At 47.3% G+C, this 14,310-nt stretch carries 13 protein-coding genes; 4 read left to right on the top strand and 9 right to left on the bottom strand.

The features are described from left to right. The first annotated feature begins 132 nt into the window (after positions 1–132). Positions 133–1,044 carry a helix-turn-helix domain-containing protein gene (locus BK127_RS13925; protein ID WP_076230947.1) on the top strand — a complete coding sequence of 304 codons (912 nt, stop codon included), beginning with the start codon at positions 133–135 and terminating at the stop codon, positions 1,042–1,044. Between the two features lie 19 nt (positions 1,045–1,063). On the opposite strand, the gene BK127_RS13920 is transcribed toward BK127_RS13925, so the two are convergent. Further along, positions 1,064–2,278, bottom strand: coding sequence for an MFS transporter (locus BK127_RS13920; RefSeq protein WP_256711299.1), 1,215 nt, complete (start codon positions 2,276–2,278; stop codon positions 1,064–1,066). 407 nt (positions 2,279–2,685) lie between these two features. Here BK127_RS13920 and BK127_RS13915 point away from each other — a divergent pair, with 407 nt between their 5' ends. Further along, on the top strand, positions 2,686–3,552 hold the full coding sequence (locus BK127_RS13915) for a phytanoyl-CoA dioxygenase family protein (RefSeq protein ID WP_076230945.1): 867 nt from the start codon (positions 2,686–2,688) through the stop codon (positions 3,550–3,552). A gap of 234 nt (positions 3,553–3,786) precedes the next feature. After that, complete coding sequence (locus BK127_RS13910; protein ID WP_076230942.1) at positions 3,787–4,674, top strand: helix-turn-helix domain-containing protein; 888 nt, start codon at positions 3,787–3,789, stop codon at positions 4,672–4,674. A 61-nt stretch (positions 4,675–4,735) separates the two neighbouring features. Here BK127_RS13910 and BK127_RS13905 read toward each other — a convergent pair whose 3' ends face one another. From BK127_RS13905 to BK127_RS13875, 7 genes are all read right to left on the bottom strand, one after another. Continuing rightward, complete coding sequence (locus BK127_RS13905) at positions 4,736–5,455, bottom strand: metallophosphoesterase family protein (protein ID WP_076230939.1); 720 nt, start codon at positions 5,453–5,455, stop codon at positions 4,736–4,738. Positions 5,456–5,510: 55 nt separating this feature from the next. Beyond that, a complete protein-coding gene (locus BK127_RS13900) occupies positions 5,511–6,497 on the bottom strand; it encodes a FecCD family ABC transporter permease (RefSeq protein ID WP_076230937.1) in 987 nt (328 codons plus the stop codon). Beyond that, positions 6,498–7,517: a FecCD family ABC transporter permease gene (locus tag BK127_RS13895; RefSeq protein ID WP_256711298.1), complete on the bottom strand. Its 1,020-nt coding sequence runs from the start codon at positions 7,515–7,517 to the stop codon at positions 6,498–6,500. It abuts the gene before it with no gap. A gap of 19 nt (positions 7,518–7,536) precedes the next feature. Beyond that, positions 7,537–8,643 carry an ABC transporter substrate-binding protein gene (locus tag BK127_RS13890; RefSeq protein WP_083689295.1) on the bottom strand — a complete coding sequence of 369 codons (1,107 nt, stop codon included), beginning with the start codon at positions 8,641–8,643 and terminating at the stop codon, positions 7,537–7,539. 80 nt (positions 8,644–8,723) lie between these two features. Beyond that, entirely contained in the window at positions 8,724–10,334 is a 1,611-nt protein-coding gene (locus BK127_RS13885) for an AraC family transcriptional regulator (protein ID WP_076230931.1), read from the bottom strand. Between the two features lie 25 nt (positions 10,335–10,359). Beyond that, positions 10,360–10,938, bottom strand: a complete 579-nt coding sequence (locus BK127_RS13880) for a nucleotidyltransferase family protein (protein ID WP_372237353.1) — start codon at positions 10,936–10,938, stop codon at positions 10,360–10,362. A 22-nt stretch (positions 10,939–10,960) separates the two neighbouring features. After that, positions 10,961–11,275 (bottom strand): antibiotic biosynthesis monooxygenase family protein, encoded by a 315-nt coding sequence (locus BK127_RS13875; RefSeq protein ID WP_076230928.1) that lies wholly within the window; start codon positions 11,273–11,275, stop codon positions 10,961–10,963. 260 nt (positions 11,276–11,535) lie between these two features. Between BK127_RS13875 and BK127_RS13870 the strand changes: the two genes are divergently transcribed. Continuing rightward, on the top strand, positions 11,536–11,793 hold the full coding sequence (locus BK127_RS13870; RefSeq protein ID WP_076230926.1) for a GlsB/YeaQ/YmgE family stress response membrane protein: 258 nt from the start codon (positions 11,536–11,538) through the stop codon (positions 11,791–11,793). A 135-nt stretch (positions 11,794–11,928) separates the two neighbouring features. On the opposite strand, the gene yicI is transcribed toward BK127_RS13870, so the two are convergent. Then, the gene (gene yicI, locus BK127_RS13865; protein WP_076230924.1) at positions 11,929–14,256 is read right to left on the bottom strand and encodes an alpha-xylosidase; all 2,328 of its coding nucleotides are present in this window, start codon (positions 14,254–14,256) and stop codon (positions 11,929–11,931) included. Positions 14,257–14,310: the final 54 nt, after the last annotated feature.

Here is a 14,310-nt window from a genome sequence, read left to right as displayed (position 1 = left end):
GTATCCCTCTTCTCTGATTGTTGTATAATAGTTCTACATTCAAGATACAACTAGATGAAGGTGACTTGTATGACCGCTTTTGCTGAATTACTATCCTAATTTGTCGGCTGGTAGCCATACAGGAGAGATTTAATGAACATTTATAAAGAACCGATTCATTACCAGAATCCTCTTCTACATATCAAAGTCTGGGAGTTTACTTCGAGCGGCAGCGTTGCCGTCACCCCTCCTATTAACTTAACCTGGCACCATCATCCAGAAGTCGAATTTATTTATGTACGTTCAGGTATTCATGGTATGCATACGCTTACTAATCGATATATCCTGAATCCAGGCGATATTATGGTCATTGGCTCCTCCCAGCTGCACTGGGGTAACAAGCTCAGTGATGAAGATCTCGTCTATATCGTGCTTCATGTAGATTTGCAGCCTTATTTTGATCCTACGATGATGATGTATTATCCGCATTTCTCTGAAATCCACCAGCCTCTTGAAACGCTAAACGAGATGTTTCGTGAAGACCAGCATCTTAGAGAAGAAGTAGCCGGCTTCATTCTCCGCATTCATGAAGAAATGATGGGACGCGACAAAGGCTATGAGATCGCAACCAGCATTTATATCCGCCACATATTGCTGACGATGCTGCGGGGAGACCACAGAAATTTGCTGAAAGGTAATATCGCGGACGGCACCCTCTTATTGCGGCCCATACTTGAGCATGTGGACCAGCATTTATGCGAAAAGATCGATATGGAGGAAGTGAGCAAGCTGGCGAATATGAGCTACTCCTATTTTTCCAAGTTTTTCAAAAAGACAATGAGCCTTACATTTACCGAATATGTTAACCGAAAACGGATTTCTCGTGCTGAACAGCTGCTTCTCACCAGCTCCATGACGATTACGGAAATTGCTGAATCAATCGGAATCGAGAACATGGCTCATTTCTATGAAATGTTCAAGCGATTTAATGGCTGTACGCCAAAGCAATTTTTGCTCAAAATGAGCACAGATGCATCAACCGGAATCCAAAATAAGAGTAACTGAGTTATCCATCAGTTACTCTTTAACCCGTCGATGACGATTTGGGTTTAATCGCAAGTAATGCACATAACCCGCCCACCCCTGCAATAGCGGCGAACGTATAGAATAATAAGGGCTCTTTACCCAGGAGCAGGGAAGTGACCGGTGGACCAGCCGCAACGCCTATAAATCGCATACTGCTGTAAAGTGAAGTAATCGTGCCGCGCTGCTTTTTATCGATGCCTTCCGTAATCAGCGCATCCAGACAAGGCAAGGCCGCCCCAATACCAAGCCCGGCGGCGAATAGCAGGGTTAGCAGCAGCAGCAATCCCTTGGTAGGAATCCATCCACATACCAGCATAGCTGCAGTCACAATAATGAGCCCTATGAAGGTAAACCATTTCATCCGCTGCTTGTTCTCCCCTACCAGCTTGCCCGTCACATAGGAAAATAGGCAGACGGCTGTCAGCGGAATCGCCAGCAGAAGGCCTTTCCGTATCCCTTCAATGTGGTATTGCTCTTCCAGCATGGTAGACAGGTAAAATAAAAATCCGAACAAAATATACATACCAATTCCGCCAATGCCAAATATGGCATATAGCCAACGTCCCTTTTGCTGCAGAATTTGTTTGATTGAAGTAATAAAGGCTTTTAGCGTCACCTTTTCCCCCTGCTTATTGCCGGGGACCTTGATCAGAAAAGCTACCGCCAGAATCGAGATCAGACAGAAGAAGGGAATAATAAGAAAAGGCAGAAACCAGACCAGCAGAGCCAACGCAGAACCCAGTATAGGACTGAGCACCTTCCCGAATGTATTCGAGGTCTCTACGATGCCCAATCCGCTTGTAACCTCCTCCTCGCTTTGGAACATGTCCCCCACGAGCGGTATCACGATAGGAAAGGCACCGGCGGCTCCAATCCCCTGTACGAATCTACCCGCCAGTATGACCCAATAGGCAGCCATACCATCCATTAACCAAGCACCCGAACCCGATATGCCCCCTCCAATCGCAGCGAGAATCAGACTCGGTATAATAATTTTTTTTCGTCCGAAGCGATCAGACAAATAACCGGCTATAGGAATGCATATAATCGCAATTGCCGCATAAACGGTAATAATTAAACTCGATTGGACGGAGGAAATCCCCAGCTTTTTCTCCATAATCGGCAGCAAAGGGATCAGCATGGAATTGGCCAATGTCATAATAATCGGAATCGATGCGACAGCCGCGAGTTCGAGTTTCTTCGTATGATTCAAGTGAATTCCGCCTTTTCGAGTGATCTCAGAGTTCCGATAGGGCCAATCGGCTTTGCTTATGATCATTCAAACCGCCCGGAAATATACATATCCCGTACCGTTTGCACTCTTTTCACACCAAATAACCTTTTGCATTCCTCAAAGGGAATGAACAAAAGGTTGTCGGATATTTATGATTTAGATGGCTAATGATTGGGATCGTAAATCTCTTGTCGTGCTTACTATAGCCCCGCAGTTTCTTGAATGCATTAAAAAAATCTTGCAAATCGGTACAAATCACCTTGCAAATTTTTGAGTTTATTTCATTTGTCCGTTTCAGTATAAAGATTATCAGTTTCAATGCATTCAAAGCGGACATGCGCAGGTGCTAAGATACAACTATCAAATACAAATAAGAGGTGAGCGACATGGAAACCGTACCATCGCTTTATAATTATGCAACAGAAGAAGAAGTCGCACTTGCTGAACGTATCAATGCCACAATGTATCGTTATGACAATCCCGCAACCAATCATATCGATTCGTTGGCAAATGTAACCGAGACTGACATTGCCGATTTTTGGAAGCAGGGTTATATGGTTGTTGATAACGTTTTCAATCAGGAAGAAGTCAACACATCGCTCGAAGCGATCATGGACATTATTATGGAGCGTGTGAAGGGACCCCAGCTGCAGTTCGTCAAGCCGCGCGATCAACTGAAAAATGACTTTGAGAAGGAGCTGGCGATTCGCAAAATCGAACGTTTTGTCGAGCATGATCCGCGTCTGCATCATCTTGCCTACCACGAGGGTATGATGCAATTGCTGAGCAGCCTGTTCACTGACACCCCTAAGCTTGTGCAGCAGCAGGGAATATTGAAGCCTCCGCATGGCGGCGCCGAGAAGCCTTGGCATCAGGATATGGCCTACGGCAATCTGACTTATGAGAAACCGGTCATTGGCGTATGGATTGCACTTGACCCTGCAGGAGCCGATAACGGCTGTATGCACGTGATCCCGCGCTCACATATGGAAGGTCCGGTTCCCCATTATGCCGTTCGCGATTGGCAGGTGTGTGACACCAGTGTAAGGGTTGAGCAGGATGTCATCGTTCCGCTTGCACCCGGCGGTGTTCTTATATTTCACGGGATGACGCTTCATGGTACACCACCGAATTTCTCGGAGAAACGCAGACGCTCCCTGCAATTTCATTATGCACCTGAAACGGCTGTCAAGATGTCTCCGAAGGAATACAAACGCTGGTTTACGAATGAGATGACCAAAGCCGAGTGCTGAGTGGACAATAGTCTGAGTCTGTTACATTCAATATCAATGGAATAATTTGAATAACTACACAGCACAAAGCCTCCTAAATCACAGAGTAAACGTGGTTTGGGAGGCTTCTTTTTGCTGAAGAACTGAGCTCGCGTTACTCATCTGCTTAGATGTCGTCAATGACTTGCAGGCTTAGCGTCATAATCAGTCATGTCGCCTTACATTTTGCTATAATAAGTGGAGAACGATTCTACAATGAACCTTGGACGGGATGGCGGAGATTCCATGGATATCAACAAGCTTCAAGAACAAATTATTTTTATCCGATCTGGTAATAGTGGAAAAGCACGCTGTGAGGAAGGCTGGAACTGGAATCCGCCGCCTTTGCATGACTATGATCTGTGGTATGCACTCTCAGGCAGAGGCGAAATGCGTATTCAAGGACAGTCTTATCCGATCCGTAAGGGCAGCTGCTTTCTCGTTCGCCCTGGGGACAGTCCTCAGGCGACACAGCTGTCCGAGGATCGGCTGCAGGTCATTTTTATTCATTTTCAATACGCCCCTCCCCTTGAAGAAGATGCAAGCCGTGCGTATATACCTGAGCGGCATACCGTTATCACGGAAACGTATGCTTTTGAAACGATGCTGAATCGGATAATGGAGCTGGAAGAGCGGAAATTCGTGTGGAAAGAATTGGAGTTTGATCTGATTATGAAGCAGCTGTGGTTTCAACTGCTCCGCAGCCAGGCGAATGTTCCGGAAACCCGACTGAGGGAGGATAAGCACGGACAACTGCTTTCGCGTGTCGTTGCCCTTATCAAGGATGTGCCGGGTTACCGGATCAGTCATCAGGAGCTGGCTGACCAAGTCAGCATGTCCCCTGAATATTTGAACAAGCTGTTCAAGCGAAATATGGGGATGTCTTTGAAGCATTATATGACTGAGGCAAGGCTGGAACGGGCGCTCCATCTCTTGCAGGAGACCTCTATGAATGTTTCCCAGGTTGCAGAGGCGCTTGGCTATGGCAATATTTATTTGTTCAGTCGACAGTTTAAGGAGCAGTATGGCCGCCCCCCCTCCGACTTCAAGTTCAAAGGCGTTGCCTCCAGGCCACACGGAAGAAAGGAACAAGGGGACTCATAGACAACCAATTCATGCAAGCTACAGAACCGCGTACAAGCACGCCAAGAACAGCGCTAATAGTCTATGCTTGAACCTTGAATGTACGATACGTGTCGGTATCTGTGATCTCCAGGCCATTCAGCTGCATGCCAAACGCACAGCCACCGTCTACACCAATCTTGTCGCCACCAAACCAAATGTCCGGCGTTCCTTGAATATCTTTCGTTTTCGTATGTCCGAATACCACGATTTTATTGACCACCGTTTTGTTTTTGAAAAAGGGGTCTTTAATATACATAAATTCTCGGGTTGGCTGATTCCTCCAATCCACATATTTCGGGTCCAGTCCCGCATGAACGAAGATATGAGCAGGTCCCTCGTAATAATAGGGCAAGCTCTCCAGAAAGGCTACATGTGCCGCATGCTCAGTGCGAACCAACTGCTTGAACGTCTCCAGCTCTTCATGGATCATTGTATAATCGATTGTGTCGATGTTCAGATAACTCATCATCGTTTGTTTACCCCCATGGTCAACAAATTTGGAGCTGACCAGATGATCCTCAGTCCGGACGATATCGATGAACCGCTGATCATGGTTTCCACGCAGCGCAATCACGTCATCATCCTGAACCATCTTCCTAATCTGCTCGACTACCTCTTTGCTGTGCGGACCGCGATCGACATAATCCCCAAGCAATATTAATTGGTCCACCTTGGGCTCGTAGCTCATCAAATCCAAAAGCTGATTAAATGGCTCGTAGCAGCCATGAATATCGCTGATCACCAGTGTTCGTTGCGTCATGGGTTCGCTCCTCTCATCCGACCGTCAATGTAGCCCCTGCAGGCAGCGCCTATCGCTAAACCCTTTTCTTTATGCGCAGCAGCAAATACAGGAAATACGGGGCTCCAATCAAAGATATCATAATCCCGACGGGGATTTCTACCGGTGGCATAATAATGCGCCCGACCGTATCGGCGGCGCTCACCAGTACAGCACCAAGCAAAGCGGAAACCGGCAGGACATATCGGAAATTCGAGCCTACTAGCAGACGGGCCAGATGCGGGATGATCAAGCCGATAAAGCCTATAGCACCAGCGACTGCAACTACACTCGCCGCCAAAGCTACAGCAACGGCAATCAGGAACAGCCGCGCCGTTTCGATACGCATACCGAGCCCACGAACGGTCTCTTCACTTAACAGCAACGTATTCAAATACCGGCTGCTCATCAGCGCCAATAGGACGCCAATCACTGTCCACGGCCATATCATATCGACATGTTCCCAGGAACGGGCATACAGGCTTCCTTTTAGCCAAATCAGCGCCTGAGCCGCCGACGGAGCAAATTTAACAACAAGCAGTGTAATCAAAGCATGCAGACCGCCGCTAACAGCTACCCCACAGAGGATGAGACGTTCCGGACGAATCCCATTTTTATATGCCAAACCGTACACCAGCATACTGGCGCACACAGCCCCGATAAAAGCGAACAGTGGCAGTGAAGCAGCCGAATAATTCGGCACAGCCAGAATCATCAGCACGGTAACGAGACCCCCACCTGCTGTAATTCCCATCAAATCGGGTGCGGCTAACGGATTCCGTGCCACTCCTTGCAGGATCGACCCGGATAATGACATATTGATGCCGATCAGCATCGCAATGAGCAAACGTGGCATCCGATAATCGTATACCACACCAGAATGCGCGATCAGCTCCTCCATTAACTGCTCGAAGGGAATTTCTACGGCACCAAGACGTAATGATAATACAGCAAAGATCAGCAGCAGCAAGCATCCTGCGATCATGGTAATGATAAATCTCCGCAGAGGATTCAGCTTCAGCATTTAACCCTCCTCCCTTTTGCGGCGCATCAAATACAAAAAAAACGGGGTACCGAGCAGCGCCGTTATAATGCCGACCGGTGTATCGGTAGGGTACAGAATCCACTGTCCGGCTGTGTCAGCCACCAGCAGGAGGCAGGCACCCGTTAGCGCCGAGATCGGAATCAATATCCGATAATCCGTTCCAACCCATGCTCTAACGATATGAGGGATCATCAAACCGACGAATCCAATCGGCCCACACAAGGCAACCGCACCACCCACAAGCACAATAACCAGAATAAAAGCAGCGCGGCGCACCCATACAATGTGCTGTCCAAGTCCTCGGGCCGCATCCTCACCAAGCACGAATATGTTAAATTGATTAGCCAGAAACATACTGGCAATCATAGCTGGAACGATGCTGATCAAGCTTAACTGTACATCAGTCCAGTTCGTTCCGGACAGCTTGCCTGCCATCCAATACAAAATTTCCGACAAGCGGTCATCGTGTAAAATAATAAGTCCTGTCGTTAACGCGCCCATGAACAATGAGACCGACACCCCTGCCAGCAGCAGCCGTATGGCCGTGTAGCCAGAAACCTGAGACAAGCCATAGACGATGCTGCCTCCAACTGCTGCACCCAGGAAGGCCGCTATCAGAATGGTAACCGTCACATCCTTCAATCCAAACCAGGCCAGGGACGCCACGACAAAAAACACAGCACCCTGATTAATCCCCATAATTTCAGGATCTGACAATGGATTCCTGGTGATCCCCTGCAGCAGGCATCCGGCTACGGCCAAACCGCTTCCCACAATAACAGCCAGCACGGCACGTGGCAGTCTTACATACCAGACCTTATACACGAGCAGATTGGATGGCTCCAGACTCATCAATTCCGAGAGATTATGCCAACCCAATCCTTTGACACCTGATGTGAGGGCAATAATGCCAACAACCAGCATCAGGGTCATTAATCCGATACACAGAAAAGGGACAGACATAGTCCGCCCCTTCCTGCTCGATTGCAGCCGATTCACAGTGAACTACCCCCTGATCTTATTTTCCGCCTGCCATGGTTTGTATAGCTTGATCCAGAATAAGCTCGGCAGCGAGTGGCCCGCGTCCTTTGGACCAAAGATCACGGCTAACCTCAAGTGCCTTTTTCTCTTTAACCGCTTTTAAGTTTTTATAGAGTGGATTGTTGTCCCATTTTTTCGGTTCTCCGTATAGAAACAGGTAGTCCGGGTTGTATTCGTTCAAACGCTCCAGATTGATCTTGGCAATGTCTGTTTTACTTTCAGCAGCAGACAAATCCTTTTTGCCTTCGAACAAGTAATTAGTGCCTACTTCGCTCAGCAATGAGCCAATGAAGGAGGTTTTGAGCCATACGGTCGAATCATCCTCGAACGCACCAACAACGAGCACGCTTGGCTTGTTCGTCAATTTTTCCTTACCGGATTTGATCTTGCCTTCAATGCTTTTCACGACTTTGTCCGCTTGCTCCTTCTTGCCAAGTACATCAGCCAGTGAAGTAAAGTTAGCAAGAATCGACTGATAACTGCCATCATCCAACGCTACGGTCGGAGCAATTTCGGCAAGCTGTTTTTTGATCATTTCATGACGGTTCGGGCTCGCAATAATAAGATCGGGCTTCACAGACTTAATGATTTCCAGGTTGGGCTGCTTGGCCTGACCGGCATTCGCCACATTTTGCGGACTGAACTTACCATTCAAATATTCAGGAAAACCGGAATCGCCAATACCGACAGAAGCTACAGGCTTCACATCAAGCGCTGTTACCATATCCACATAGGCAAAATCGAGAACAACTATTTTTTGAGGAACCTCTTTGAATTTCGTTTCTCCCCATACATGCTTGATCGTTTTTTCTGTTGCAGACGGACTCGCTGCCGGATTTGGTGCTGTGTTCGTATTGGCTGAACTGCCTACAGATGCCGCTGCGCCCGTTTTCTCTTTATTTGTATCCGCAGCCGGAGTGGACCCACAACCCGACAGAACGAATGCACTCACTAATCCAACCATACTCATAACCAGCATCGACTTTCTTAAAGTAAACAATGTAGTATTCCCCCATATCGATATCATCATGATTAACAAGGCTTCATGCAGATAATGAATATCATTATCAATGAGACTGTGCATTTGCTCGCTATAAAATTATATCTGGGGTGCTGCGAATAATCTATGAACATTTTTGCTCAATAGCTTGGACAATTCTGACATCAAGGCTTCACAAATAAACCGATTGCTGCGTCAATCATCATCTTATGACTCATCGCCGAGTAATCGATCCACGGATAAAGCTCAATCTCCAGGCACTGCTCCCGTCGTACCGCGGACAAATTGTTCCACGCCTGACTGGCTCGCAGCTTGCGCAGCAGCTTCTGATCGGCTTTATGCGAGGATACCATCAGCAGCATATAGTCAGCGTTTAATTCACTCAGCAGCTCTAGCGATATGGTTCGTCTCCATTTGATCTGCTTCACCTCGGCTGGCGCATTTAATTTCAGATCCTGATAGAGCACACTGCCAATATTCCGCTCAACTCCATATATTCTCAGCTTGCCGCAGACGATTCTGAGAATGATGACCGTCGATTCCCCTATGAGGCTTTTGAGCGTTCGACTCGCCAGTGCTGCCTGACTGTCGTAATTCTGAAGCCATTCCTTCGCTTCCTTCCGCTTGCCTACCAGCTCCGCAATTTGATTCAGCCTCTCTCGCCAAGGAATATCCCAGTAAGGTATAACCGCTGTCGGGGCGATCTGAAATGCATCTTTGTTGTACTTGGCCCACTGGGAGTCACATACAATCATATCTGGCTGCAGCTGAATCAAAGCATCCTTGCACGCCTTGCCATCCGCAGATATTCGGGGTACATGATCCAGCTTCCCCTCAAAAGAAGGCCCTCCCTTGCTGCCTACCCGCACTGATGCATAAGGAATGACGCCCAGTGCGACCAGATCACCATTAAAGGTACCCTTCATGATCACAATTTTTTGGCGGTGCAGCTTTACATAATAGGCAGGTGAATAGCCGGTTTCCTTCTTGAATACACGGCTAAAATACGATTCATCATTGTATCCCAAATGCTTGGAAATTTCGGTTAGGGAGCTTTGGGAAATTATCAGAAGCTCCTTCGCGCGCTTCATCCGCAGCATGGTCATATAAGCGGTTGGACTGATTCCCTTGAGCTTCTTGAATAAACGGGAGTAGTAGCTGGAGCTGAAGCCTGCAAGACGCGATAAGGCATCGAGCTGAATGGGCAGCATGTAATTGTGATTTAGGTACTCCACTGTCCGCTCTACGGCCGTCAGCTGCTGTTCCTCTCCCGTTTCGATTTCTGAAGCAGCCAGGTACAACAGTTCCTGTATCAGACAAGTTTGGCGATAGTGTCTGCGGCCTTGCTCCAATTCGCTCATACTATGGTGAAGCTGCTCGCACAGATGGAGCAGTTGCGGTTGGCTATGTATATAAAATTCACCTTCCAGAGGAAAGGTCGTACCATCCTCCCGATACAGGCTCCCCTTTTCTGTTATGCGGATTGGTGATTGATAACTGAATCTGATCCTGTAAATCGCCAATGGATCTGCGGAATCGGATGCGGCTTGAACCTTTTGTCCTTTTGCCAAAAACAACAAATGTCCCGGTCCCACACGAGTGGAAATTCCATCCATATTGAAAATTGCAGATCCTCTATGTATAAAAACGACCTGATAAGAGGAAAGGATCTCCGACTGCAGGCTCCATGGCTCAGATCGACGGATGTGATCCACATCGGAGACACGAACGACCAGCTCATTTAATTGGGAAAAAATATCATTCGGTACGATCATCGTGCCCTCCTTTTGTAGTTCTCCGTCATAGTCCGATAAACGTAAGCTTCGGCCATATGGCTTCCCACTGCTTGCCGCGCACTCTCTTTTGATAATAGGCTTCATCCTTGAACAACGGGCTTTGCCTCACCCTGCATTCAAACATATCATCCAAACCATGCGGACACACATAGGATATTCGGTTATCTGCTTCCAAAGTAATCGCAACAGCCGTTGCCGTCTCAGGCCAATAGCTAATCGCATCCTGTATGGATAGATAGGGCCTATTTCCGTTCTGAATATGCATGCGGGCCTGGTTTTTAACGGACCAGAGCGGGTTTCCTGTTGCTTGTTTTAGCTGCTGTTCCAGCTTTTTCTCGACCTCTTCGTCCAGCTCTTCTTTATTATAATAAATCACATCGATATCATTCAGCGGTGTCCGTGTATGGTATCCGTGCAAATAATCCCAAATATAATTACGGACATATCCCGCGGCAATGTACCCATGAGGCAGCTCAAGCGATCGGACGACCGACAGATCGTTCATCATTTCAGCGTTATCAGATATCAGTTCAATAAACAGCTCATCATACTTCGACAACCAGCTTCGCTCCATTCCATTCATGTTATTTCACAGTTCCTCATTGTCAATTCGGTTCTTCATTTAAACCAAGCGGAATATTAATATAATGCTCAACAACTGGAAATGGATCGTAAAAATGATGCAATAAAGCCTTCCATTCCTCGTAGGCCGGTGAGGTTCGGAAGCCTACCGTATGATCCTTCAGCAGCTCCCATTTGACCTGCAAAATATATTTATTGTCCACTTCTACACATTTTTGCAATTCATGGCTGATGTAGCCGTTCATCTGGGAGATGATTCGGGATGCTTTTCTAAAATTGCTTTCGAATTCATTGCTTAAACCTGGTTTTACTTGTAAAACAGCAACCTCCAATATCATCGCGTTCCGCTCCCTTTGTTTGATAAATCTGTATCTTTCTCTCCAACTGTAGAGGCAAATACGTACATTCATGATCATATCACATTTGTTGAAATCGTCGTGTAAACTACCCACAATTCCTTGAGATCAAACCGATTTAGAGCTTTATTCGACAAAATTTGCCTTGCTGCTTATAGTTTCAGACCATTCTGGAAAGGTTAATAAAAAGCAAGCAAGTAAACAAGTAAGTCAAGCAACATACATTAAAGGAGGAATACACAATGAGTTTCTTATGGTCATTAATTGTTGGTGGTATTATCGGTTGGTTAGCGGGTCTCATCATGGGTAGAGATATTCCAGGTGGTATCATTGGAAATATTATTGCAGGTTTCGTTGGTGCATGGCTGGGTGGTTTGCTGCTCGGAAGCTGGGGACCTGTAATGGGCGGTTTTGCTCTACTACCCGCGCTTATCGGTGCGATCGTGCTCGTGTTCATTGTTAGCTTGATTATGCGTTCAATGGGTAAGAACCGAACCTAAAACATAAGCGAAACCGTTACGTATATCATAAGCATTACCGTAGCAAACAGCGCCGTTAGTCAGGAATTCATTCCTGGTTAACGGCGCTGCTGCTTTCCATACGCAATACCTATTCGACAAGCTGCTTATTTATACCTAAAGCTCTATAGTAATTGCTGATGAGGTACCTGCTCCTGGTGTCACAAGAATGCCTTGCTCCGTAGCTTTCCAATCCGCGCCCAACACATTGTCAACCTCTGTAATCCCTCTCAGAATGAGACTCCAAGGTTTTGTTGAATGAATACCACTCGCCTGCACACGAATCGTTGAGCCCGTTCGTACAGCCTTAACAGTCAGCTCCAGCTCACCCTTCGTGCTGTAGATCGCTGCTTCTGCCGCGCCCTGATCCTGCAGCTCGAATGCATGTACAACAACATGATCAGCATAATCATAATCCGGACGCAAATGATTACTGCCGACGGCAATCATACTGTTCGGTCTGACCCATAATGGTAAACTGAAATAATCATGACGCTCGGTTATCCAGCTGCCGCCTTCTTTTCTTTCACCGGTCCAATAATTCGTCCAGGTTCCTTGCGGTATATAATAGGAAGCATCTCCCGTTTCATTGAAGATCGGCGCGACCAGCAAGGACTCACCTAACATATATTGCAGATCGAGTGGATGTGCTGCCCGGTCCTCAGAAAATTCAAGCACCATCGCACGCATCACTGGCAAGCCTCGGACCGTTGCTTCAACCGAAGCACTGTACAAATACGGCATTAAGCTGCATTTGAGCTGGGTAAAATGACGCAGCACATCCACCGCTTCATCCCCGAACAGCCAGGGCACCCGATACGATTCATTACCGTGCAAACGACTGTGTGAAGATAGCAGCCCAAAGGCGACCCAGCGTTTGTATACATCAGGTGGAGCCGTTTTTTCAAAGCCGCTAATGTCATGACTCCAAAAACCGAAACCGCACAGCCCTAGCGACAGACCACCACGCAGTGTCTCTGCCATCGAAGCATAATTGGCAGAGCAATCGCCGCCCCAATGAACTGGGAACTGCTGACCGCCAGCTGTCGCCGAACGGGCAAATACCGCTGCTTCATGCTTGCCCAGTGATTGCTCCAGCAGCTCGAAAGTCGCTTTATTATAAAGCTGCGTATAATAATTGTGCATTTTCATCGGATCAGAGCTGTCATAATAAACGACATCCGTTGGAATCCGCTCACCGAAATCGGTTTTGAAGCTGTCCACGCCCATATCGACGAGCCGTTTCAACTTACCCTGATACCATTTGACCGCAACCGGATTGGTGAAGTCGACAAGCCCCATGCCCGCCTGCCACTTATCCCACTGCCAGACGTCACCTTCCTTGGTCTTCACCAGATAGCCTTGCTCCACCCCTTCATCGAACAGAGCTGATTTTTGCGCGATATACGGATTAATCCATGCACAAATTTTCAGACCCTTGCTCTTCAGTCGCTTCAACATGCCCTCTGGATCAGGAAATACGTCCTTATCCCACTCAAAATCGCACCATTGGTATTCCTTCATCCAGAAGCAGTCAAAATGGAACACATGTAAGGGCACCTCACGCTCGATCATCCCATCGATAAAATGATTGACCGTCTCCTCGTCATAGCTGGTCGTGAAAGAAGTCGTCAGCCAGAGCCCAAATGTCCACGCTGGTGGTAATGCAGGTTTACCCGTCAAGGTCGTATAGTTGTTCAATACATCCTTGAGCGTATCGCCACCGATAATAAAATAGTCAAGCGATTCTCCCTCCACACTGAACTGCACCTTCGATACATTTTCCGATGCAACCTCGAACGATACTTTTTCGGGATGGTTGACGAATACACCGTAGCCGTAGTTGGACAAATAAAAAGGGATATTTTTATAAGCCTGCTCGCTGCTTGTGCCTCCATCCTCGTTCCAGATATCGACCGTCTGGCCATTTTTCACAAATGGAGTGAATCTTTCGCCCAAACCATAAATATATTCACCGATTCCCAGCTCAAGCTGCTCGCGCACATAAGCGCGGTTCCCCGGCGTCCGCATATAAGCAGAAGTGCGGTTTCCATTTCCCGTTAGGCGTTTCCCGGCATAATGGTAATCGATTTTCCACGTATCGGTTCGGGAAATATCGACCTTGAGCTTGCCGCTGGACAGACTGGCTCCTTGCTCGTTATTCACAAGTTGAACATGTGTTTCCCCGATATTGAGCTCAAACGCTGGCCCCTTCACTGCCTTGCCTTTATGGTGCACGATCTGTACACGAATAACATCAGGGATAGGTGAGCTGTAACGCAGCGTCAATAATGGACTATTCAGGGTGTCCCCCTTGCGCTGAACCTTTTTATCTGCCGCATATACCGTAATTGAATCTGCATCTGTACGAATATCGCGCACCTCTACCGCATAATGCGCTTCTACGCCTTCTCTGATTTGCCAATAACCATCCGTAAACTTCATTATTGTACCCTCCAGACATTGAACTCTAATTTATCGAGCTTCCTATACTTCTAT

Source organism: Paenibacillus sp. FSL H7-0331 (assembly GCF_001956045.1).
This window is presented reverse-complemented; position numbering and strand designations above follow the sequence as displayed.